Source organism: Chryseobacterium sp. 2P, from assembly GCF_059579425.1.
The window spans coordinates 2,716,616-2,741,880 of record NZ_CM184194.1 but is presented as its reverse complement, the minus strand read 5'-3'; the positions used below and the strand labels follow the sequence as shown (position 1 = coordinate 2,741,880).

Below are 25,265 nucleotides of genomic sequence, written 5' to 3'. Positions count from 1 at the left end.
AAAATATTTTGTTGTAATAAAAATGAAAAAAATTCTGTTAAATATATCAATCTTTATTTGTGCAGTATCCTCCGCACAGAATTTTAAATATCCTTTCCAGAATCCCGGTCTTCCCGTAGAACAGAGGATCGAAAACCTTCTCGGATTATTAACAGTTGATGAAAAAATCGGAATGATGATGGATAATTCAAAAGCCGTTCCCAGATTGGATATTCCCGGTTACGGATGGTGGAATGAGGCGCTTCACGGTGTTGCAAGAGCAGGAACTGCAACGGTTTTTCCTCAGGCAATCGGAATGGCTGCAGCGTGGGATGTTCCGGAACATTTTAAAACTTTTGAAATGATTTCAGACGAAGCAAGGGCAAAATACAACAGATCTTTTGATGAGTCTCAAAAAACCGGACGTTATGAAGGTTTGACGTTCTGGACCCCGAATATTAATATTTTCCGCGATCCGAGATGGGGAAGAGGTCAGGAAACCTATGGTGAAGATCCTTATTTAACTTCTGTTTTGGGCGTTGCGGCTGTGAAAGGTTTGCAGGGAAATGATCCGAAATATTTTAAAACGCATGCCTGCGCAAAACACTTCGCCGTTCACAGCGGTCCCGAATGGAACAGGCACTCTTACAACGCAGAAGTTTTTAAAAGAGATTTGTATGAAACTTATCTTCCGGCTTTCAAAGCTTTGGTTTTAGAAGGAAATGTAAGGGAAGTGATGTGTGCTTACAATGCGTTTGATGGACAGCCTTGCTGTGCGAACAATACTTTATTGACAGAAATTCTCCGCGGAAAATGGAACTACGACGGAATGGTCGTTTCCGATTGTTGGGCTTTGGCAGATTTTTACCAGAAACAATACCACGGAACACATCCCGATGAGAAAAGTACCGCTGCAGATGCGCTGAAACACTCCACAGATTTAGAATGTGGTGATACCTACAATAATTTAAACAAATCTTTAGCAAGTGGTTTAATCACAGAAAAAGATCTGGATGTTTCTATGCGCAGAATTCTGAAAGGCTGGTTTGAATTGGGAATGCTTGATCCAAAATCTTCGGTTCACTGGAACTCCATTCCATATTCCGTTGTGGATTCTGAAGAGCATAAAAAACAGGCTTTAAAAATGGCTCAGAAATCAATTGTATTGATGAAAAATGAGAAGAATGTTTTGCCCTTGAATAAAAACATCAAAAAAATCGCAGTCATTGGTCCCAATGCAGATGACGAACTGATGCAGTTGGGAAATTACAACGGAACACCTTCATCCATTGTAACAATTTTAGATGGAATTAAAACCAAATTTCCTAATGCTGAAATTATTTATGAAAAAGGAACCGAAGTTGCCGATCCATCTTCCAGAACTTCGCTTTACCAAAACTTTTTAAGACAGAAAAATGGCGAAAAAGGAATGAAAGTAGCGTTTTTCAACAACAATGAATTCAAAGGAACTCCGGCTAATATTTCAGTCAATAAAAGCGGAATCAATTATAACAGTTTCGGCGGAACCCAGCTTGCTCCCAATGTGGGAAGGGAAAATACATCGGCGATTATTTCCGGCATTTTCAAAAGTTCTTACACCGGCGATGTCATTCTTTCACCTTCAACATCCGATGTTTATACACTTTTTGTTGACGGAAAAGAAATCGCCACAAGAAAAGGTCCTGATGCAAGACATCCTTCAGAATTTCCTGTGAAAATGGAAAAAGGAAAAGAATATAACATTGAATTAAGACACACTCAAAAAGGAAAATATGTAAGCATCACTTTCGATGTATACAGAAAAGATCCGGTCAATTTTGCTGCCGTTAGAGAAAAGGTGAAAGAAGCTGAGGTCATTATTTTTGCAGGCGGACTTTCGCCAAGTCTGGAAGGTGAAGAAATGATGGTGAATGCAGAAGGCTTCAAAGGTGGTGATAAAACGTCCATTGATTTACCGAAAGTTCAGCGTGATTTATTAGCTGAATTGCACAAGACGGGCAAACCTGTTGTTTTTGTCCTTTGTACGGGGAGCTCACTCGGCTTGGAGCAGGATGAAAAAAATTATGATGCTTTAATGAACGCATGGTATGGCGGACAATCGGGAGGAACGGCGGTTGCGGATGTTCTTGCGGGAGATTACAATCCGTCCGGAAGATTGCCGGTTACATTCTACAAAAATCTGGAACAGCTCGATAATAATCTTTCTAAAACAGCTAAACATCAAGGTTTTGAAAACTACGATATGCAGGGAAGAACCTACCGTTATATGACCGAAAAACCCTTGTATGCTTTTGGACATGGGTTGAGTTATTCAAAATTTAATTATGGTGATGCTATATTGAGTAAGAATACGATTACTGCAACTGAAAATCTGATGATTACCATTCCTGTTAAAAATACTTCAAAACGTGACGGTGAAGAGGTTGTTGAGGTATATGTAAAAAGAAATAACGATGTTTTAGCTCCTGTAAAGACTTTGAGAGCGTTCGAAAGAGTGTTCATCAAAGCAGGTGAAACCAAAAATGTTCAGCTTATGATTTCTAATGATTCTTTCAAATTTTATGATGAAAAAGCAGATGATTTAGCTCCAAAAGCTGGAGATTACACCATTTTCTATGGCGGAACTTCTGAGGAATCCGGGTTAAAAAGTATTCAAATGAAAGTTAATTAATCAGCTATAAGAACCGCGAAACCTTATAGGTTTTTAAAATCTATAAGGTTTATCAGTAAAAAATTCAATTTTTCAAGTCAAAAAATGAAAGCGAAAATCAAAATATTCACAGCGGCTATTTCACTAAGTACAGCGTTTTTTTCAGCACAGAACGGAAATATCAAAAAGCACTTCCTCGATTTAGACGGAACGTCCACCAACATCAAAATCCAGCCCACGATGTACGGAATTTTCTTCGAAGACATTAACTTTGCAGCAGACGGCGGATTGTACGCAGAACTCATCAAAAACCGCAGTTTCGAATTTGATGAACCTTTAACCGGCTGGAAACAACCCAATACAAAAACATTGTCTCCCAATTTAGATTCCGGCTTTCTGACGATTATAACTGATAAGTCTAAAACCAATAAAAACTACGCAAGAATAACGGTTTTGAATGATAAAAACTATTCACTGGAAAACGAAGGTTTCCGGGGAATCGGACTTCATCAGGGTGAAAAATATGATTTTAGTTTCAATCTGGAAAATGTGTCAGGAAATATTTCTGCCGTCAATACAAAAATTATTGATGAAAACGGAATGGTGATTTCTTCTGCCTCTTCGATAATCAAAGGAGGAGGATGGCAAAAATACAGCACCGTTTTTATACCTTCTAAAACCATTGAAAAGGCTAAGCTTCAAATCACTTTCACAGGAAAAGGGGTGGTGAATATGGATATGATTTCACTTTTTCCGCAAGAAACATGGAAAGGAAGAAAAGGCGGTTTACGAAAGGATTTAGTTCAGAAATTATATGATTTACAACCCGGTTTTTTACGGTTTCCCGGCGGATGTATTGTTGAAGGAAGAACCTTGGCAGAAAGGTACCAGTGGAAAAAGACGATTGGCAGGGTAGAAGACAGGGAAAACCTTATCAATAAATGGAATAATGGATTTCCGCACCGTCTTACTCCGGATTACTGGCAGTCTTTCGGTCTTGGCTTTTTTGAATATTTCCAGCTGGCGGAAGATTTGGGTGCAGAACCGCTTCCGATTCTGAGTTGCGGAATGGCATGCCAGTTCAACACAGCCGAACTCGTAAAAGTGGAAGATTTAGATCCTTATGTTCAGGATGCCTTGGATTTAATTGAATTCGCCAACGGAGATTCCTCTACAAAATGGGGAAAAATCAGAACTGAAGTGGGACATCCGAAACCTTTTAACATGAAATTCATCGGCGTTGGAAACGAACAGTGGGGAGCAGATTATATCGAGCGTTACAAAGTTTTTGAAAAAGCAATTCACACCAAATATCCTGATATTAAAATTATTTCGGGAAGCGGCCCTTCTCCCGATGGCGAATTTTTCGATTACGGCTGGAAAGAACTTAAAAAACTGAATGCGCAGGTTGTGGATGAACATTATTATAATTCTCCGGAATGGTTTATGAAAAACGCTGGAAGATATGATAAATACGGTCGTTCAGGACCTAAAGTTTTTGCGGGGGAATACGCCGCACAATCGGTGGGTGTTGTAAAGCCCGACAATAAAAACAACTGGCTGACCGCACTTTCGGAAGCCGCTTTTATGACAGGGCTGGAACGCAATGCAGATGTTGTAACCATGACTTCTTACGCACCGCTTTTCGCCCATGCAGACGGTTGGCAATGGACACCGGATTTGATTTGGTTTAATAATTTAAAATCTTATGCAACTCCCAATTATTATGTTCAGAAATTATTTTCGAACAACAAAGGAACAGATTTAATTAAGATCACTGAAAACGGAAAGTCGTTAAAAGGCGAAAACAATCTTTATGCATCCGCCGTACATGACATTGAAAAAAATGAAACAATCATTAAAATTGTTAATACGGATGATGAAAAAATGTCAGTTGAAATCAATCCCAAAAACATTAAACATGCCAGTAAACTCACCAAAATCTTACTGACTTCATCAGGACTTTCCGATGAAAATAACTTCCAATCGGAGATCATCACACCCAAAGAAGAAACGCAGACCATTAAAAAGGGAAAAATTTCTGCGGAAATTCCGGCAAATTCTGTCGTTATTTTAAAGCTTAAATAGCTCTAAAGCCTCATTAATAAAAGAAAAATTAAAATTAAGTGTAAATATTACATTTATTTAAAATAGAATCTTATATTTGTTTTATCTCTTCAACAGAAAACCGGAGAATTCTTTAAGGTAAATGAAATCCTAACGGAAAATCTTTGCATAATGTAATCCATTACAACTGTTATTTTAAAAAGGAGCCAAAACAATAATCAAATAAATCACTTTCGTTAATGAAAAAGTATGTTATCGGTTTAGATTATGGAACAGATTCCGTTCGTGCCGTTTTGATTGATACGGAAAATGGTGCCGAACTGGCAACCTCCGTAAGCTATTACCAAAGATGGAAAAAAGGACAGTTCTGCAGACCGGAAGAAAATCAGTTCCGTCAGCATCCGCTGGATCACATCGAAGGAATGGAAAAAACCGTTTCCGATGTCGTGAAAGAAAGTGGAGTTGCGCCCGAAAATATCGTTAGTATTTGTATTGATACTACGGGTTCTTCACCCCTTCCTGTAAATAAAGATGGAATTGCTTTATCCCTTTTACCCGAATTTTCAGAAAATCCGAATGCAATGATGGTGCTTTGGAAAGACCATACTTCCATCCGGGAAGCAGAAGAAATCAATGATCTGGCAAAAAACTGGGGTGGTGAAGATTATACAAAATTTGAAGGCGGAATTTATTCCTCAGAATGGTTTTGGGCAAAAATCCTCCACATCAGCAGAGAAGATGAAGCCGTAAAAAATGCAGCATACAGCTGGATGGAACATTGTGATTACCTCACATTTTTACTTTCTGACCATAAGGATCTGGCGACATTCAAAAGAAGCCGCTGTGCGGCCGGACACAAAGCAATGTGGCACGAGTCGTGGAACGGACTTCCTTCCAAAGAATTTCTTAATCAATTGGATTCATCTTTAGCAGAACTTCGCGACAGATTATATGATAAAACCTATACTTCCGATGAAGTTGCCGGAAATCTGAACGAAGAATGGGCGGCAAAATTGGGATTAACGACTAAAACTGTAATTGCTGTCGGCACTTTCGACGCGCATTCCGGTGCAATCGGTGCAAAAGTTGAGGAGAACACATTAATCAGGATTATGGGAACATCCACCTGCGATATTATGGTGGCTCCAAACGAAATTATCGGCGATAGAACGGTTAAAGGAATCTGCGGACAGGTCGATGGTTCCGTCATTCCGGGACTAATGGGGCTGGAAGCGGGACAATCTGCATTCGGAGATGTTTTGGCGTGGTATAAAAATCTTCTTACAGAACCCACAATCAATATTCTGATGAACTCCGATGCAATTGACGATGACCAAAAACAGTTGCTGAAAGAAGAAATAGAAAACAGTATGATCCGACATCTCACTCTCGAAGCGGAAAAAATTCCACTGTCGGAAACCGTTCCAATAGCATTGGATTGGATTAACGGACGAAGAACGCCCGATGCCAATCAGGAACTGAAAATGGCAATCAGTAGTCTTTCGTTGGGAACAAAAGCACCACATATTTTCAAAGCACTGGTTAATGCGATCTGTTTCGGAGCAAGAAAAATCGTTGACCGCTTTGAAGATGAAGGCATTAAAATCCATAAAGTCATAGGAATTGGCGGCGTTGCCAGAAAATCACCATTCATCATGCAGACCTTGGCAAATGTCCTGAATATGCCCATCGTTGTGGCAGCATCAGATCAGGCTCCGGCTTTAGGGGCAGCCATTTATGCCGCTGTTGCCGCAGGAATTTATCCTAACGTTCAGGAAGCAAGCCAAAAAATGGGCTCTGATTTCGAAGCTGAATACTTCCCACAGAAAGAACATGTAGAACAATACGAAGAATTGATGCAGCACTATCAGATTTTAGCAGATTTCACCGAAAATAATATCAAATCTAAGAAAAAGTTGACGGTTGACAGTTTATAGTGATTAATTAGGTTAAAACAGCTCCGTTAGGAGCGTCCTGTTAATAGCAAATAATGTAAATATTATCATCACAAAAAGAGCCTCGTAGAGGCGATCTGTTAAATATTTACATTAATTAAAGAACGATCCACAATCAACCAAAAACCATCAACTAAAATAATTATGGCAGCTTTATCCGCCCTCCGTTCCCGCTTTTTTGTTCCGCTTCGCTGCACAAAAAGAGCTCCACTCAGGTCGGGCTGCGATTGATTCGTATGATAAAACCCGAGGGGTTAAATATCGATAGCCGTAGGTGAAACCTATGCATTTGAAAAAAATATATAAATAAAAATGAGCATCTATAAAGAATTAAAACGAGAATGTTACGAAGCCAATATGCAGCTCGATGCCTTAAAACTGGTTGTCTACACATTCGGAAACGTAAGCGCCGTTGACCGCGAAAAAGGAATTTTTGCAATCAAACCAAGCGGCGTTCCTTACGAACTTTTAAAACCTAAAGATATGGTGATTTTAGATTATGATGCCAATGTCGTTGAAGGAAATTTAAGACCATCTTCTGATACCAAAACCCACGCTTATCTCTACAAAAACTGGGAAAACATTGGTGGAATCTCGCATACGCACGCCATCTATTCTGTAGCTTGGGCACAGGCTCAGTTGGACATCCCGATTTTCGGGACAACGCACGCAGACCATCTTACAACGGATGTTCCTTGTGCGCCACCAATGCATGACGATTTAATAGAAGGCAACTACGAATACAATACCGGAATCCAGATTCTGGATTGTTTTAGAGAAAAAAAACTGTCTTATGAAGAAGTAGAAATGGTGCTCATCGGAAATCATGGACCGTTTACCTGGGGTAAAAATGCTGAAAAGGCTGTTTACAACAGCAAAATTTTGGAAACCATCGCCGAAATGGCTTATCTCACCAGACAAATCAATCCGAATGCAGCCTGTTTAAAAGACTCACTCATCAAAAAACATTACGAACGTAAACATGGTAAAAATGCTTACTACGGGCAATAACTGGAGGTTTGTGTAATATCTGCCATAAACCTTATAGGTTTTTAAAACCTATAAGGTTTGATGAAAAACATCAAAATCCGGAGGATTCAATATTAATAGCCTTAGGTAAAACCTATGAAATAAATAAAATCAATATCAATTATAAATCATCATTTATCAATCATCAAATATGTTAACACCTCTCAATACCAAAGAAATCTGGTTCATCACCGGAAGCCAGCATCTATACGGCTCTGAAACATTAGCACAGGTAGCGGAACATTCGGCGAAGATTGTGGAAGCCTTCAATGCTTCGTCACAAATTCCTGTGAAAGTGGTTTTAAAGCCAACCGTAAAAACCACGGAAGAAATTTTCGAGACATTAACTGCTGCCAATTTTTCAAAAAACTGCATCGGAATCGTAACGTGGATGCATACATTTTCCCCTGCAAAAATGTGGATTCGTGGTCTTACTGCCTTGCAAAAGCCGATGCTGCATCTTCATACGCAATTCAATCAGGATATTCCGTGGTCTACGATGGATATGGATTTTATGAATCTTAATCAGGCAGCACATGGCGACAGGGAATTTGGATTCATGGTAAGCCGTCTCCGCAAAAACAGGAAAGTGGTGGTTGGACATTGGGCAGAGGAAAGAGTTCAGAAACAAATCGGAGAATGGAGTAGAGTTGCTGCTGGCTGGGACGATTGGCAGGGCGCAAAATTTGCCCGTTTTGGAGACAATATGAGATATGTTGCCGTGACAGACGGTGATAAAGTGGAAGCGGAAACCAAGTTTGGATTTTCCGTAAACACTTGGGGAATCGGAGATTTGGTAAGCGTTGTCAATTCAATTGGCGAAGGCGAAATCAAATCGTTGATGGAAGAATATGAATCTTCATATAAAATGGCAGAATCCCTTCTCTCAGGAGGAGCGAACAGAAAATCCCTCGAAGCTGCTGCCAGAATTGAGCTAGGTTTGGAAAAATTCCTGAAAGACGGAAATTTCAAAGGATTCTCGGATACTTTCGAAGATCTTCACGGATTGGAACAGCTTCCGGGAATTGCCGTTCAGAGATTAATGGAAAAAGGTTACGGATTCGCCGGAGAAGGCGACTGGAAAACTGCCGCTTTGGTTCGTGCGATGAAAACAATGGGGCAGGGTTTAGAAGGCGGAAATGCTTTTATGGAAGATTATACCTACCATTTAAATCCTTCCAGTCCATCGGTTCTGGGTTCTCATATGCTGGAAGTGGATCCTGTTTTGGCGGTTGACAAACCTTCTTGTGAAATTCATCCGCTTGGAATTGGCGGAAAAGCAGATCCGGTTCGTCTGGTTTTCAATTCAAGAGGAAATATTGATTCTTTAAATGCAGCATTAATGGATTTCGGAAATCATTTCAGATTGTTAATCAACAAAACAAAAGCTTTGGAAATTACCGAAGAACTTCCGAAGCTTCCTGTAGCGAGAGTACTCTGGAAACCACTTCCTGATTTGTACACAGCCGCGGAAGCGTGGATTTTGGCGGGTGGAGCCCATCATACCTGCTACAGCGAAAACATTAGTGCAGAACAATTGGAGGATTTTGCAGAAATCGCCGGAATCGAATCGTTAGTGATTGATGAAAATACAAAAATCCGTGATTTTAAGAATACACTTCGCTGGAATGAAATATATTATCGCTAAACTTGCAAAAATTATAAAAAATGAGAAAAATAAGTATCAACCTGATAATTCTTTTTGCCGTTTTATGTATTTTCGGGTGCAATAAAAAAGAAAATCAATCAAAAAATCAAAAGCAGGCAATGGAAAATATACAGATTTCAGAGTATGGAGTGACGTCAAAAGGTGATTCTGTTAAAAAATATACTTTGACTAATAAAAACGGGATGAAAGTGGAAGTCATCAACTTTGGCGGAATCATCACTTCACTTACCGCTCCCGATAAAAACGGAAAATATGAAGATGTGGTCTTGGGTTTTACAAAACCGGAAGATTATTTTAATGGAAATCCTTATAATTTTGGAGCGTTAATTGGTCGTTACGGAAACAGAATTGCCAATGCCAAATTCACTTTGGAAGGCAAATCCTATGACATTGATAAAAATGACGGACCCAACAGTCTTCATGGCGGAAAAGAAGGGTTTCATACTAAAATCTGGAATATTGAACCTGTAAAAGATGCCAAATTCCCAACGTTGAAACTGACTTATACCAGCGCAGATGGGGAAGAAGGATATCCGGGAAAACTGACGACTACGGTATTTTATACTTTAACGGATGATAACGCTCTGGAAATTTCTTACGAAGCGGAAACCGACAAACCGACTGTGGTAAATCTTACCCAGCATTCGTATTTTAACCTTTCAGGAAGTTTCTCAAAAACAATTCTTGGCCACGAAATGCAGATCAATGCAGATAAATTTTTACCGGTCAATGAAACGCTGATTCCTACAGGTGAGCAAAAACCTGTAAAAGGAAGTGCATTCGATTTCACAGCTTCAAAAGCAATTGGAAAAGACATCAGTGCTGATGACGATCAACTGAAAAAAGGAAAAGGCTACGATCATAACTGGATTCTGAACGGAAACGGACTGAGAAGTATTGCGAAAGTGTACCATCCCGAATCGGGCAGAGTAATGGAAGTTTTAACTGACGAACCGGGAGTACAGTTTTATTCCGGAAACTTTCTGGATGGAAAATTCGATACCAAAACTGGCGGGAAAAATGAATTCAGAACGGGATTCTGTTTAGAAACTCAACATTTTCCGGATTCACCGAACCAATCTTCTTTCCCTTCTACAGAACTGAAGCCGGGACAGAAATACCAGTCGAAAACAATTTATAAATTCTCAGTTAAAAAATAAAATATGGGAAATTTAGCTACTCTTGATATCATCATATTTCTTATCTATTTTGTGGTAGTTGCAGGCTACGGAATCTGGATTTATAATAGAAAGAAATCTGCAGCGACAGGCAGTAAAGATTATTTTCTGGCAGAAGGTTCACTGACTTGGTGGGCAATCGGCGCGAGTTTAATTGCTTCCAATATTTCTGCCGAACAATTTATCGGGATGTCCGGTGAAGGATTTTTTGTGGGAATTGCTGTAGCTGCTTATGAATGGATTGCGGCAATTGCATTGATTATTATTGCAGTATGGTTCATTCCGATTTATCTTAAAAACAAGATTTACACGATGCCACAATTTCTGGAAACCCGTTACAACAAATCGGTTTCCCTGATTATGGCTGTGTTCTGGCTCTTTTTATATGTTATTGTTAATTTAACTTCCATCCTTTATTTAGGTGCTTTGGCAATAGATACATTGCTGGGAGGCGATAACCTTCATATTATTATGATCGGATTGCTTTTAATGGCATTATTAATTGGTCTTGGCGGAATGAAGGTAATCGGTTACACAGATGTAATTCAGGTGGCGGTTTTAATTATCGGAGGTTTTGCCACGGTTTACATGGCGCTTCAGATTGTTGATCAGAGAATCAACGGGGCGGCAGTCGGGAATGCTTTAACAGGTTTTCAGACTTTGATGAACGAAGCTCCGCAACACTTTAAACTGATGCTGGAAAAGCCGGTGAAGACCACCACAACTTTGGCAATGCCTGAAAATCTTGATGTTCAGAAATATGTTGTTTTACCGGGATTGGCGATGTATTTCGCAGGACAATGGATTGTAAACCTGAATTATTGGGGCTGTAATCAATACATCACCCAAAGAGCGTTGGGAGCTGATCTGAAAACGGCAAGAACCGGAATTTTATTCGCAGGATTCTTAAAATTATTTATGCCGATTATCGTAATGCTTCCGGGAATTGCAGCGTACGTTTTGTATTCAAAAGGGCATTTAACTGGCTTTAGTGGCGTAAAAGATGGTGCTTATTCTGCAATCTTAGGATTTCTGCCGGTTGGTCTGAAAGGTCTTGCTGTAGCGGCTTTAACGGCGGCAATCGTTGCTTCTTTGGCAGGAAAAGTGAACAGTATTTCAACGATCTTTACATTAGACATTTACAAGAAATATTTAAAAGCTGATGCAACGGAAATCCAGATGGTGAGAACCGGAAGATGGGCGATTATCATCGCGATGTTTGTGGCTTTGGCATTTACATGGACCGATGTTTTAGGAATCGGCGGTGAAGGAGGATTTACCTTCATTCAGAAATATACAGGATTTATAAGTCCGGGAGTTTTTGCCATGTTTCTTTTGGGAATGTTCTGGAAAAGAACCACCGGAACAGCAGCTTTGGTCGGTGTAATTTTAGGATTCGTTCTGGCAATTTTCTTCAACAGTTTTGCAGTCGATATTTTTGGAAAAGAAACCTGGTTATATACCGCTTTTACGTATGAAAAACTGGAAAACGGAGTTGTGCACACCATTACAGAAATCCCATTTTTAATTAATATGGGATGGTCTTTCGTGATCACCATTGCAACCATGGTTCTCATCAGTCTTGCAGGACCGAAAGTGAATCCGAAAGCATTCGCAATCGATGCAACAATGTTCCGCGTAGACAACAGAACATTGGTTTTAATCGTTATAACGTTATTACTGCTTACTGCACTTTATGTGAAATTCTGGTAAAATGTAATTATGATAAAATAAAGGCAGGATTCCGTTTTGGAGTCCTGTTTTTGTTTAATTTTAATTCAGCATATAAAAAAACAATGGAAGATTTAAATGAATTAATACAAACATATTTCGGACCGCTGAATGCTCACGAACACTCTGTTATTTAGTCTTATTTCAGAAAAGAACAATTAGCGAAAAATGAAATATTTACAGGTTCAGGCGAAATTTGTAACAGATTAAGCATGGTGAAATCCGGTATTTTGCGTGTTTTCGCTTTATCAGAAGACGGAAAAGAGATTACACAGTGGCTTTCCGTAAAAGGTTTTTTCGTTACCGATGTGATGGGATTTTTCTTTAATCAACACAACCGATGGACGATACAAGCCTTTACCGAAGCTGAATTACTCACCATTTCTAAAACAGATTATTTAAAACTGTGCAGGGAATTCCCCAAATGGGCTGAAATTGAGAAAAGATTTATGATTAAATGTTTTGGAATGATGGAAGACCGGATATTTTCTTATCTATCCATGACCGCGGAAGAAAGGTACAACCGGTATTTTGAGCAGAACAGAGAATTATTTCATCAGGTTCCGCTGCAATATATTGCTTCGGTTTTGGGAATGACGCCCGAAACATTCAGCAGAATCAGGAAACGGCAGGCAGAAAATTCTTGATTTTTATCAAGAGAATCTATTTTCTGTTGTCAGACATTTGTAAGATAAATCTCAGACAATGAAAAATCTCTTGCAGCTCGAAGAATTAGGACAATTTGGTTTAGCCGTTTTCCTGTTTACACAGTTAGAATTTCAGTGGTGGCTTTTTCCGATTTGCCTTTTGCTTCCGGATGTTTCCATGGTCGGCTACTTAATCAATCCAAAAACCGGAGCCCGGATTTACAATTTTTTTCATCATAAAATGCTTGCAATCCTTGTTTTGATTCTCGGATTTTGGCTTAAAATTTCTATCGTAGAATTTGCCGGAATTATTTTATTTGCCCATTCTGCAATGGACAGAATTTTCGGATACGGATTTAAATTTGAAGACGATTTCAAACATACCCATCTGGGTTCAATAGGAAAGAAATAAACCGTTTAAATCTTAAACATAAACCCTTCCGCAAGCTTTTTCTGATATTTTGCTTCATCAAAACGATACAGAAAAGACCCTTTTTTTGAAGAAGTCATATCTTTACCCTCCGTTTTCACAAGAATATCCAGCGCATTAATTTTGCTGATGAAATTCCGCTTGTCGAACTGTTCATTAAAAATCGCTTCGTAAAGATTCTGCAGATCTTTCATCGTGAATTTTTCTGGCAGAAGCTCAAACCCGATAGGTCTTGTGGAAGCTCTTCTGCGCAGCCTCAGAACGGCATCCTTTACCATTTCGTTATGGTCAAAAATAAGACTTGGAAAATCCCGAAGATCAAACCATTTTGCGCTGTATTTTTCATTGATCTGGATATTCTTTTCAATATTAATCAGCGCATAATATGAAATTGAAATAATTCTTGCTGTAGGTTCACGGTCAATCCGCGTATAAGAATTCAGCTGTTCCAGATAGATATTTTCCAGTCCTGTGAGAGTATTCAGAACACGTTGCGCTGCTTCATCGGATGTTTCTTCGTCTCCTATAAATCCACCCATTAACGACCATTCTCCCATTTTAGGCTCAAAATTCCTTTTTACCAGAAGAATTTTAAGATTTTCGCCGTCGAACCCGAAAATAATGCAGTCTACAGCTACCAGATGTCGCGGAAAATGAGAATAGTCTTGTGTCATCGATTATATTTTTATGCAAAGTTAATGCTTTTAGCCTTTGATTTTACTGTCGGATCAATATAAATGTATTTTACACACTTTATTTTACTTTTTATTTTGAATTTCTCAGGATTCCATCATCTTCCTTGTCATTTTGGGAGCATTTTCTACCTTCGAAACTTACATTTTATTCATCTAAGACATTAAAAACAGATGAACTTAATGTTAAAAATATGTTAAAATTAATTTTTCTTTCATTTTAAATTTACCCTGAAACAGTCAGTAGGGCTTAGTCTTAAAAATACGATAAGCTATTAATATAAAATATCAGCGTTCATACTGTATATTCCGTATTCATTTTTCATGCAGGTAATTTGACTGTATGGTTCTGATTATCGCGTTTTTTCATAATCTTAATTTTTATGATAAGCCCCTGTTATTTTTAATTTTTTTCTAAGACTTTAAAATAGACTTTTTTTTGATTTCAGCGGCACATTCTGCAAAATTCTTTGTCATATTGATTCTTTCTTTTATTTTTAGAAATGTTGAACAGACATTTATTAATGAATAAAAAATCGCTGATAGTATTTTTAGGTTTTGGCACACTTGCTTTTGGACAGGTGAGCAAAACAGTCAGTTACTTTCCGCTGAACAAAGTCGCTTTGTCTGAAAGCATATTCAGCAGGGCAATGCAGACAGATAAAAATTACATAATGTCGATGGATGCCGACCGTTTGTTGGCTCCCTATTTAAAAGAAGCAGGACTTAATCCTAAAAAACCGAATTATCCGAACTGGGAAAATACAGGATTAGATGGTCATATTGGCGGACATTATATTTCTGCTTTGGCTTTAATGTACGCTTCTACAGGCGATGCAAAAGTAAAACAGCGGCTGGATTATATGATCGACGAGTTGGAACGTTGCCAGAATCTTTCAGGAAACGGTTATATTTCCGGCGTTCCGTATGGCAAAAAGATATGGAAAGAAATCTCGGACGGCAATATTCGTGCATCCGCTTTCGGACTGAACGACCGTTGGGTTCCTTTATATAATATTCACAAAATATATTCCGGTTTGCGGGATGCGTATTGGTACGCAGACAGCGAAAAGGCAAAAAAAATGCTCATTAAGCTTACCGACTGGATGGCAGATGAAGTTTCCAAACTTTCCGATGAGCAGATTCAGGAGATGCTGAAAAGCGAACACGGCGGACTGAACGAAGTTTTTGCTGATGTTTATGACATTACCAAAAATGAAAAATATCTTAAGTTAGCACACCGTTTTTCACATCAGGCGATTTTAAATCCATTATTGATTCACGAAGATAAACTGACAGGAATTCACGCCAATACACAGATCCCGAAAGTAATCGGTTTCAAGAGAATCGCAGATCTGGAGCATAATAAAGAGTGGAGTGGTGCGGCAGATTTTTTCTGGACTAATGTTACCCAAAAACGTTCAGCCATTATCGGCGGAAACAGTGTAAGCGAACATTTCAATCCTACCGGAGATTTCAGCGGGATGATTAAAAGTATTGAAGGTCCCGAAACCTGTAATACGTACAATATGCTGAAGTTGACCAAAGAGCTTTTCGCGACCAGTCCGAAGTCGTCTTATCTGGATTATTACGAAAGAGCTTTATACAATCACATACTTTCCACCCAAAATCAGGAAAAAGGCGGTTTTGTTTATTTTACACCCATGCGTCCCGGCCACTACAGAGTATATTCCCAGCCGGAAACCAGCTTCTGGTGCTGCGTTGGTTCAGGAATGGAAAATCACGCCAAATACGGCGAAATGATTTATGCGCATTCTGATAAAGATTTGTACGTGAATCTTTTTATTCCTTCTGTTTTAAAATGGTCAGAAAAAAAATTGGTCATAAGACAGGAAAATAATTTTCCGCAGGAACCTTCCACAAAATTGGTCTTTGATCTTGCTCCAAAAACTGAAATCAATTTAAAATTAAGAGCACCGGAATGGACGAATGTTTCACAGATAACAGTTTCCGTGAATTCTAAAAAGGTCAGTAGTTCTGTCGATTCCGAAGGTTATCTCAATATCAAAAAGAAATGGAAAAAAGACGATGTTGTTGAAATGAAAATGCCGATGCACCTTTCCGCAGAACAGCTTTCGGACAAATCGGATTATTTTGCATTCAGATACGGACCCATTGTTCTGGCAGCAAAATATGGCAAAGAAAATCAGACAGGGCTCTTTGCCGACGACAGCCGCGGCGGACATATTGCACACGGACCGCAGATTCCTCTGAACGACATTCCGGCAATTTTAGGATCTTCAACAACGGTTTTGAATCATCTTCAGCCTGTTAATGAGAAAGATTTAAAATTTAAAATTAGCGGACTTTATCCTCAGAATAAATTCAGTAACGGATTGGAGCTTGTTCCGTTTTACCAGATTCAGGAAGAACGTTACATCATTTATTTTCCGCAAGCGACTCAGGATAAAATCGAAATGATTCAGAAACAGAAAGCTAAAGAAGAAGTGGAAATTCGAAAACAGGATAATATTACGACCGATAAAATCCAACTCGGCGAGCAACAGCCGGAATCTGACCACTTTTTTGAGAGCAAAGATGCTTACGAAGGCTATATGGAAGACCGGCATTTCCGCGACGCTAAAGGCTGGTTTAGCTATCAGATGAAAAACAAGGACAGGAATGCAAAATACCTCTATCTTCTCTATTTCGATGCCAACAGCTACCGTACCCTGAATGCCGAAATCAATGGAATTAAAGTGTTTTCCCAAGATTTTGAAGGAAAAATGGGCGGTTCTCCACAAACTTTACTCATTCCGATTCCTGAATCTGAAATCCGTAAAGAAATTTTGAACATCAAGTTTAATTCGGGTGAAAAATCATTAACGCCGAAAATCATCGAAGTAAGATTACTGAATCAAACGCCAGATAAAAACTAAAAACAACTGCAGAATTAAATCTGCTCCATAGGAGCAATATCTGTGTAGAAATACAATTGACCGAAGAAACAGAACTCCGTAGGAGTTCAATCTAAGAAAGAACAAATTTGCAATTAGCGTTTAAAGTATAAAAAATTATGAACCATAAAAATATTACCAGAACGATTACCTTAATGCTTTGCATATTCTGCAATATGCTTTTTCAGGCAAAGGTTACGCTTCCCAACTTAGTTTCAGACGGAATGGTGTTGCAGAGAAATCAAAAGCTGAATATTTGGGGGAAAGCCGATGCCAATGAAAAGGTAGACGTTAAATTTCTCAATAAAAACTACAAAACCACCGCAGATCAAAACGGAAACTGGAAAATTCTACTTCCAGAACAAAAAGCAGGCGGTCCGTACACCATGACCATCAACGAAATCACTTTAAAAGATATTTTGATTGGCGATGTATGGCTCGCTTCCGGACAGTCTAATATGGAACTGCCCATGCGCAGACTGACGCCGTTGTATTCAAACGAAATCAAAAATGCCAACAATCAGAACATCCGTTTTTTTACGGTTCCTCAAAAATATAACTTCAAATTACCTCAGACTGAATTGGACGGAGGGAAATGGGAAGCAACAAATTCTCAAACCATTCTGAATTTTTCTGGGGTTGCATATTTTTTTGCTAAAGATGTAAGTGAAAAAAATAAAGTTCCGGTAGGAATTATTCACGCGAGTTTGGGAGGTTCTCCAATTCAGGCTTGGATGGATGAAAATTCACTAAAAAAATATCCTGAATATTTGGATGAGGCTAAAAAATGGCAGAATGATGAGTTGATAAAATCAACAGAATCTTCGGAACAGGCATTAAGCAAAGCCTGGTATACAGAACTAGATCAGAGTGATTTAGGGTTAAACCAACATTGGGAAAAATTTGATCTGAATGATTCTGACTGGAAAACCATGAAAATTCCGGGTTCTTGGGAAGATACGGAAGGCTCTTTTGAAGGTTCGGTCTGGTTCAGAAAAGAAATTATTTTAACTAAAAATCAGGCAGGAAAAGCCGCTTTTTTAAACCTTGGAAGAATTAAAGATGCCGATGTAACGTACATTAACGGAACAAAAGTCGGAAATGTAACTTATGAATATCCTCCGCGTTGGTACGATGTTCCGGCAGGAATTCTTAAGGAAGGTAAAAATGTAATTGCCGTAAGAGTTTCCAACGGAAGCGGAAAAGGGCAGTTCATCGCAGATAAACCCTATTACCTTGAAATCGACGGACAAAAAATAGATTTAAAATCCGAATGGAAATATAAAATCGGGGCAAAAATGGCAAAAATGGCACCCGGAACAACCTTTATCCGCTGGAAACCGACAGGATTGTATAATGCCATGATCAATCCTTTAATCAATTATAATATCACAGGAGCAATCTGGTACCAAGGAGAAAGCAATACCGGAAAACCGAAAGAGTACGGCGATTTATTAACTACGATGATTACAGACTGGAGAAATAAATTCAATAACAAAGAAATGCCGTTCATCACAGTTCAATTGGCTAATTTTATGGAATCAAAAGCACAGCCTATCGAAAGCAACTGGGCGGAGCTAAGAGACCAGCAGCGTAAAGTTTCATTACAGGTTCCAAATGCCGGACTTGCCGTAATCATCGATGTTGGGGAATGGAATGACATCCATCCGCTGAACAAAAAAACAGTAGGAGACAGGCTTGCGTTGCAGGCAATGAAATTGGCTTACGGAAAAAACATCGTTGCAGAAGGACCGGTTTATCAGTCAATGAAAATCGATGGAAATAAAATTGTACTTTCTTTTAAAAACGGAACCGATGATTTTGCTCCCGTTGCTGAACTAAAAGGGTTTGCCATCAAAAATACCGGCGGAAACTGGTCTTGGGCAAAAGCAAAAATCCAAGGCAAAACAATTACAGTTTGGAATGATTCGGTCACAAATCCTGTTGCTGTCCGTTACGATTGGGCAGATAATCCCGATGGAAACCTCAAAAACAAAACCAGACTTCCCGCATCGCCTTTCACTACGGAATAATCTTTAAGCCTTTGCTGAGTTTACGCCTTTGCGAGCCTTAAAAACGATTAGTAGTCAAAAAATCTTTGCGGACTTTGCGTTTAAAAATTAATTATAAAAATATCAACAATCATATGAATAACTCATCTCAAAAAATATCTGTCGTTGAAAAAATCGGCTACAGTTTGGGAGATTTAGCAGCCAATCTGGTTTTCCAGACTTTGGTTACGTATTTAGCTTACTTTTACACCGATATCTACGGATTAAAACCGGAAGACGCCTCCATTATCACTTTGATTGTCGGATTGATTGCAGGTTTCGGATTCAATCCGATGGTCGGTGCTTTGGCAGACAGAACACGAACCAAATGGGGAAAATTCCGTCCGTGGATTTTATTTTCTGCCGTTCCGTTGGGCGCAGCCGCACTTTTTGCATTCAGCACTCACGATTTTTCTTATCAGGGAAAAATGATCTATGCAGCGGCAACATATACGATTTTACTGTTGTTATATGCTGCTAATAATTTGCCTTATGCTGCTTTAAGTGGCGTGATTACAGGCGATATGAAAGAAAGAAACAGTATTTCATCATACCGTTTCGTAGCAGTGATGTTTGCTCAGTTTTTTGTACAGGTATTTATGTTGCCGATCATTTTATCAGCAGGAAACGGCGATAAAGCAGTCGGAATTGAGATCGTAATGACGTGGTTGGCAATCATTGGAACCATTATGTTGCTCATTACATTTTTCACCACCAAAGAAAGAGTGATTCCAAAACCGGAACAGGAGTCCACTTTGGGAGCAGATTTAAAAGATTTAAAGAAAAACAAACCGTGGATTATTATGTTGATGGTTACAGCGTTGATTTTCATTACTCTGGCAATGAAAGGAGGTTCCTATGTCTATTATTTCAACAATTATGTGGATGAAACTTCTTTGAAAAATTTCATATCACCGATTACCGCATTTTTCAGTTCTGTCGGGATGAATTTCTTCGGAGAAGATCCTCGTTCAGCAGGTTTCGGACTCTTTAATGCAGGCGGAATTATTATGATGATCATCGGAATTACCTTTTCAAAAAGATTTGCCGACAAATATGGAAAAAGGGACGCGTTCATTGCATCACTGTTCATTTCAACTTTGTTCATTGTGGCATTCATTTTTTACCCGCCAAAATCGGTGGGATTAATGTTTCTTTCGCAGATTCTTCATGGTTTTTTCTACGGAATCAGCACACCTTTGCTTTGGGCAATGATTGCCGATGTTGCCGACTATTCCGAGTGGAAAAACAACAGACGCGCCACAGCCATTATTTTTTCCGCCATGATGGTGGGGTTAAAAGTGGGTTTGAGCATCGGAAGTTCACTGGTTTCCTCTATTATCGGACATTACGGCTACATTTCTTCGGAAGGTACGGAAAATATTATCCAGCCGGAATCCGTAGCGAATGGAGCTCAGATGCTGGTCAGTATTTTTCCGGCCATTCCATTCTTTGCGGCGTGTGGATTACTAATGTTCTACGAAATCAACAAAAAAATGGAAACCCAAATCGAGCAGGATCTGAAAGAGAGAAGGAAAAAAGAAGATTAATATAGGTTTAATGATTTGGGCAGCTTAATCCATCTTCCACTCCCGCTTTTTTGTTCCGCTTTGCTTCATAAAAAGAGCTCCGTTCAAGCCGGGCTGCGAGATTCAGGATAAAACAAATTTTAGAATTAAAGACAATATTGGACATTCTTTAGTTTAAGAATTTTAATAGAGAAAAACAAAATAACAAAAGCTCCGTAGGAGCGAACTGTTAATAGCCAATATATTCAAGCCATTGAGCCTCGTAGAGGCGACCTGTTAAGTTTCGGAATAAATAATAAAATTAAAAATGAAAAAAATAGCCGCATTACTTGGAATTTTAACCCTGACCGTTTCCTGCAAAACCGCAAGTTCGGCATCATCAAAAGATTCCCTGAAAGATGCTTTCAAAAATAAATTCTACATCGGAACAGCAATGAGCCTTCCTCAAATTAACGGTACCGATGTAAAATCTGATGAAATTATCAAAAAGCAATTCAGTTCCATCGTTGCAGAAAACTGTATGAAATCGATGTTTATCCAGCCGCAAGAAGGGCAGTTTTTCTTTGGTGATGCAGATAAATTCGTAGAATTCGGGGAGAAAAATAAAATGTTCATCATTGGTCATACCTTGATCTGGCATTCACAACTGCCAAAATGGTTTTTCGTGGACAAGAACGGAAAAGATGTTGCTCCGGAAGTTTTGAAACAAAGAATGAAAAGCCATATTTCAACTTTGGTCGGTAGATACAAAGGTCGTGTAAAAGGCTGGGATGTCGTGAATGAAGCGATTATGGAAGACGGAACGTACCGCAAAAGCAAATTTTATGAAATTCTGGGCGAAGAATTCATTCCGTTAGCTTTTCAGTATGCGCAGGAGGCAGATCCAAATGCCGAATTATACTACAATGATTACAACGAGTGGTTTCCTGAAAAAGTAAAAACCGTTACCAAAATCGTCAAAGATTTGAAATCCAGAGGTATCAGAATTGACGGCGTAGGAATGCAGACGCACGTAGGACTTGACACCCCAAAACTGGAAGAATACGAAAAAGCAATCACTGATTATGCAGCAACAGGAATAAAAGTGAATGTTACCGAAATGGAAATCAGCGCACTGCCTTCTCCTTGGGGAACTTCTGCCAACGTTTCCGATAAGGTGGAATATGAAGCAAAAATGAATCCTTACACCAAAGGATTACCGGAAAATGTGACGAAAGAATGGGAAGACCGTTATCTGGATTTCTTCAGATTATTTATCAAACATCAGGATAAAATCAGAAGAGTGACTTTGTGGGGCGTTACTGACAGTCAATCCTGGAAAAACGATTTCCCGGTAAAAGGCAGAACCGATTATCCGCTGCCATTCGACAGAAATTATCAGGCAAAACCTGTCGTGGAGAAAATCATTGGGTTAACAAAACAAAAATAATTATAGAGCCATTAAACCTTATAGGTTTTTAAAACCTATAAGGTTTGAATAAAAAAATCTATCATTCTATGAATCTATTATCTAAATATCTAAAATAAAAAATGAACAAAGCAAAATACCTTTTCCCGAAAGACTTTATGGCAGATCCTTCTGTACACGTTTTTGAAGGCAAATTATACATTTATCCCTCTCATGACCGCGAAAGCGGGATCGAAGAAAATGACAATGGCGACCATTTCGATATGAATGATTATCATGTTTTTTCCCTTGATGATGTGGAAAATAGCGAAGTTACAGATCATGGTGTTGTTCTTTCGGTACAAGATATTCCCTGGGCAGGAAGACAGTTGTGGGATTGCGATGTGGCTTTTAAAGACGGTAAATATTATATGTATTTTCCTTTAAAGGATAAAAATGATATTTTCAGAATCGGCGTTGCGGTAAGCAATAAACCTTACGGACCTTTCGTTCCGGAAAAACATCCGATGATGGGAAGTTACAGCATAGATCCTTGTCTTTTTGAAGATGAAGGAAAACATTATATGTATTTTGGCGGGATCTGGGGCGGACAGTTACAAAGGTACAGAAACAATAAAGCACTGGAATCTGCCATTCTTCCTGACGAAGATGAACCTGCCATTTCATCAAAAGTAGTAATGCTCAGCGATGATATGCTTGAGTTCGGTGAAGAGCCAAAAGATGTTGTGATTCTTGACGAAAACGGAAACCCATTGCTTCACGGTGATAAACATCGTTTTTTCGAAGCATCATGGATGCATAAATACAACGGGAAATATTACTTCTCTTATTCCACAGGAGATACGCACTTGATTTGTTATGCAGTGGGTGATAATCCTTACGGTCCGTTCACTTTTCAGGGTGAAATTTTAACTCCGGTCGTAGGTTGGACTACCCACCACAGCATTGTAGAATTTAAAGGAAAATGGTATCTGTTCTTCCATGATTCTGTTCCGAGTGGCGGAAAAACATGGCTGAGAAGCATGAAATTCGTTGAATTGGAATACGATGAAAATGGAAAAATAAAAACTATTGAAGGACTGGAAGCCCAGCAGTAACTTCTAAAACTTTGACAAAGTTTGTTTCTTAAAGAACTCGAAGAGTTCAACAAAAGAATATTTCAACAGCCGTAGTTAAAACCTATGAAATTTAAAGTAAAAATTTAAAATAATGCAACATTTCCGACACTATATATTACTGTTTCTCATGATTCCGTTCATGGCTTGGGCTGAAGACGGAAGCCAGTTATGGCTAAGATATCCGGTAAATCCAAAGTCCAGAAATATTGTGAATTCAAACAGTAAAAGTCCAGCTATTGAAATCGCCAAAAAGGAACTCAATCAACATTGGAGCGGACAATCAGTCGACTTGAAGATTGATCGGTTTCCGGAAAATTTTAAAGACGGTTACAGAATCATTTCAACACCGAAAAAAATTATCGTCTCGGCAAAAACAGATTTGGGACTACTGTACGGAAGCTATTATCTGTTGAATCTGCAGCAGCAAAAAGCAGATTTTTCTCATCTGAAACTTGAGGAAAAACCTTCCTATGATGTAAGGATTCTAAATCATTGGGACAATCTGGACGGAACTATTGAACGCGGTTATGCCGGTCATTCACTTTGGAAATGGGAAGATTTACCAGGTAAAATTTCCCCGCGATACGAAGAATATGCAAGAGCCAATGCGTCCATCGGGATCAATGCAACGGTTTTGAACAACGTCAATGCTTCACCAAATATGCTTCGAGAAGATTACTTGAAGAAAGTTAAGATTTTGGCTGATATCTTCAGACCTTACGGAATTAAAGTGTATTTGTCTGTTAATTTTTCTTCACCGAAAGTTTTGGGAGGACTGCAGAATTCCGATCCGCTAAATCAGGAAGTACAGAAATGGTGGAAAGATAAAGCCGCAGAAATTTACAAATTGATTCCTGATTTCGGAGGATTTTTAGTGAAAGCCAATTCCGAAGGACAGCCCGGACCGCAGGATTACGGAAGAACCCACGCAGACGGAGCGAATATGATGGCGGATGTTCTGAAACCTTACGGCGGAATCGTCATGTGGAGAGCATTTGTGTACAGTCCAAGCAAAGATGACCGTGCAAAACAAGCTCATCTGGAATTTGTTCCGTTAGATGGAAAATTCAGAGACAATGTGATTATTCAGATTAAAAACGGACCGATTGATTTTCAGCCGAGAGAAGCATTTAACCCGCTTTTCGGAGCATTGAGAAAAACTTCGGAAATGGTTGAATTTCAAATTACGCAGGAATATTTAGGACAGGCAAATCATCTGGTTTTTCTGGCACCGTTATTCAAAGAAACTTTAGACAGCGATACTTTTTCAGATGGAAAAGGTTCCACAATTGCTAAAATTACAGACGGAACATTAAGACCTGCAAAACTTACTGCCATTGCTGCAGTGGCGAATATCGGAGAAGATAAAAACTGGACAGGACATCATTTTGCTCAAGCCAATTGGTATGCGTTCGGACGTTTGGCGTGGAATCACAATTTAACTTCGGAACAGATTGCAGATGAATGGATTAAAATGACCTTTACCAATCAGAAAAATTTTGTAAATCCGGTCAAAGAAATCATGCTTACTTCCCGTGAAACAGCCGTCGATTACATGATGCCACTTGGTCTTCATCACATTTTTGCAGGCGGACATCATTACGGTCCGGAACCTTGGGGAGATTACAAAGGAGAAAGACCCGATTGGTCACCGGTGTATTATCATCAGGCGAATGCAGAAGGAATCGGATTCGACAGAACAAAAACAGGAAGCAATGCAGTTTCACAGTATTTTCCGCCATTAAATGAAATCTACGGGAATATTAAAACGACACCTGAGAACCTCATTCTTTGGTTCCACCACGTTCCTTGGGATTATAAAATGGAAGACGGAAAAACACTTTGGGAGGAACTTTGTTACAAATATGAATCAGGAGTGAAAGGCGTGAGAGTGTATCAGAAAACTTGGGAAACTGCGAAACCTTACGTTGATGCAGAAAGATTCTCAGAGATTCAGGACAAACTGAAAATTCAGGCAGATGATTCCGTTTGGTGGAAAGATGCGTGCCTGTTATATTTTCAGACTTTTTCCAAAAGACCAATTCCTGCTGATATTGAAAAACCTGTCCACCAGCTTGAAGATCTCAAGAAAATTAAGCTCAATATGGGACATCACAATTAATCAATCTCTTTAATTTAAACAAATAACTTTCTAAATCTTTTTAAGACAGGAAGTTGTTTGTTTTATAATTTAAGTGTAAATTTAACACTTAA

General features: G+C 38.9%; 16 protein-coding genes. 15 read left to right on the top strand and 1 reads right to left on the bottom strand.

Annotated elements, in window-relative coordinates:
- Window positions 1-22: 22 nt before the first annotated feature.
- From AC52CF_RS12545 to AC52CF_RS12505, 9 genes are all read left to right on the top strand, one after another.
- Window positions 23-2,650 (top strand): glycoside hydrolase family 3 C-terminal domain-containing protein, encoded by a 2,628-nt coding sequence (locus tag AC52CF_RS12545; protein WP_496517224.1) that lies wholly within the window; start codon window positions 23-25, stop codon window positions 2,648-2,650.
- 84 nt (window positions 2,651-2,734) lie between these two features.
- Window positions 2,735-4,717, top strand: coding sequence for an alpha-L-arabinofuranosidase family protein (locus AC52CF_RS12540; RefSeq protein ID WP_214589421.1), 1,983 nt, complete (start codon window positions 2,735-2,737; stop codon window positions 4,715-4,717).
- Between the two features lie 218 nt (window positions 4,718-4,935).
- A complete protein-coding gene (locus AC52CF_RS12535) occupies window positions 4,936-6,633 on the top strand; it encodes a ribulokinase (RefSeq protein WP_214589422.1) in 1,698 nt (565 codons plus the stop codon).
- A 330-nt stretch (window positions 6,634-6,963) separates the two neighbouring features.
- On the top strand, window positions 6,964-7,662 hold the full coding sequence (locus tag AC52CF_RS12530) for an L-ribulose-5-phosphate 4-epimerase (protein WP_214589423.1): 699 nt from the start codon (window positions 6,964-6,966) through the stop codon (window positions 7,660-7,662).
- Window positions 7,663-7,831: 169 nt separating this feature from the next.
- The gene (gene araA / locus AC52CF_RS12525; RefSeq protein WP_214589424.1) at window positions 7,832-9,328 is read left to right on the top strand and encodes an L-arabinose isomerase; all 1,497 of its coding nucleotides are present in this window, start codon (window positions 7,832-7,834) and stop codon (window positions 9,326-9,328) included.
- A 20-nt stretch (window positions 9,329-9,348) separates the two neighbouring features.
- Window positions 9,349-10,509 (top strand): aldose epimerase family protein, encoded by a 1,161-nt coding sequence (locus AC52CF_RS12520; RefSeq protein WP_496517223.1) that lies wholly within the window; start codon window positions 9,349-9,351, stop codon window positions 10,507-10,509.
- A 3-nt stretch (window positions 10,510-10,512) separates the two neighbouring features.
- A complete protein-coding gene (locus AC52CF_RS12515) occupies window positions 10,513-12,240 on the top strand; it encodes a sodium:solute symporter family transporter (protein ID WP_214589426.1) in 1,728 nt (575 codons plus the stop codon).
- Window positions 12,241-12,470: 230 nt separating this feature from the next.
- The gene (locus AC52CF_RS12510; RefSeq protein WP_250902124.1) at window positions 12,471-12,905 is read left to right on the top strand and encodes a Crp/Fnr family transcriptional regulator; all 435 of its coding nucleotides are present in this window, start codon (window positions 12,471-12,473) and stop codon (window positions 12,903-12,905) included.
- Between the two features lie 58 nt (window positions 12,906-12,963).
- Window positions 12,964-13,317, top strand: a complete 354-nt coding sequence (locus AC52CF_RS12505; RefSeq protein ID WP_336689447.1) for a DUF4260 domain-containing protein — start codon at window positions 12,964-12,966, stop codon at window positions 13,315-13,317.
- A gap of 5 nt (window positions 13,318-13,322) precedes the next feature.
- Here the strand turns inward: AC52CF_RS12505 and AC52CF_RS12500 are convergent, their stop codons facing one another.
- Complete coding sequence (locus AC52CF_RS12500; protein ID WP_336689446.1) at window positions 13,323-14,009, bottom strand: NUDIX hydrolase; 687 nt, start codon at window positions 14,007-14,009, stop codon at window positions 13,323-13,325.
- A gap of 542 nt (window positions 14,010-14,551) precedes the next feature.
- Between AC52CF_RS12500 and AC52CF_RS12495 the strand changes: the two genes are divergently transcribed.
- From AC52CF_RS12495 to AC52CF_RS12470, 6 genes are all read left to right on the top strand, one after another.
- Window positions 14,552-16,927, top strand: a complete 2,376-nt coding sequence (locus AC52CF_RS12495; protein WP_496517222.1) for a beta-L-arabinofuranosidase domain-containing protein — start codon at window positions 14,552-14,554, stop codon at window positions 16,925-16,927.
- Window positions 16,928-17,064: 137 nt separating this feature from the next.
- Window positions 17,065-18,978 carry a sialate O-acetylesterase gene (locus AC52CF_RS12490; protein ID WP_214589430.1) on the top strand — a complete coding sequence of 638 codons (1,914 nt, stop codon included), beginning with the start codon at window positions 17,065-17,067 and terminating at the stop codon, window positions 18,976-18,978.
- 113 nt (window positions 18,979-19,091) lie between these two features.
- Window positions 19,092-20,546: an MFS transporter gene (locus tag AC52CF_RS12485; protein WP_214589431.1), complete on the top strand. Its 1,455-nt coding sequence runs from the start codon at window positions 19,092-19,094 to the stop codon at window positions 20,544-20,546.
- A 286-nt stretch (window positions 20,547-20,832) separates the two neighbouring features.
- The gene (locus tag AC52CF_RS12480; RefSeq protein ID WP_214589432.1) at window positions 20,833-21,954 is read left to right on the top strand and encodes an endo-1,4-beta-xylanase; all 1,122 of its coding nucleotides are present in this window, start codon (window positions 20,833-20,835) and stop codon (window positions 21,952-21,954) included.
- A gap of 101 nt (window positions 21,955-22,055) precedes the next feature.
- The gene (locus AC52CF_RS12475; RefSeq protein WP_496517221.1) at window positions 22,056-23,030 is read left to right on the top strand and encodes a glycoside hydrolase family 43 protein; all 975 of its coding nucleotides are present in this window, start codon (window positions 22,056-22,058) and stop codon (window positions 23,028-23,030) included.
- Window positions 23,031-23,142: 112 nt separating this feature from the next.
- A complete protein-coding gene (locus tag AC52CF_RS12470; RefSeq protein WP_496517220.1) occupies window positions 23,143-25,173 on the top strand; it encodes an alpha-glucuronidase in 2,031 nt (676 codons plus the stop codon).
- Window positions 25,174-25,265 lie beyond the last annotated feature (92 nt).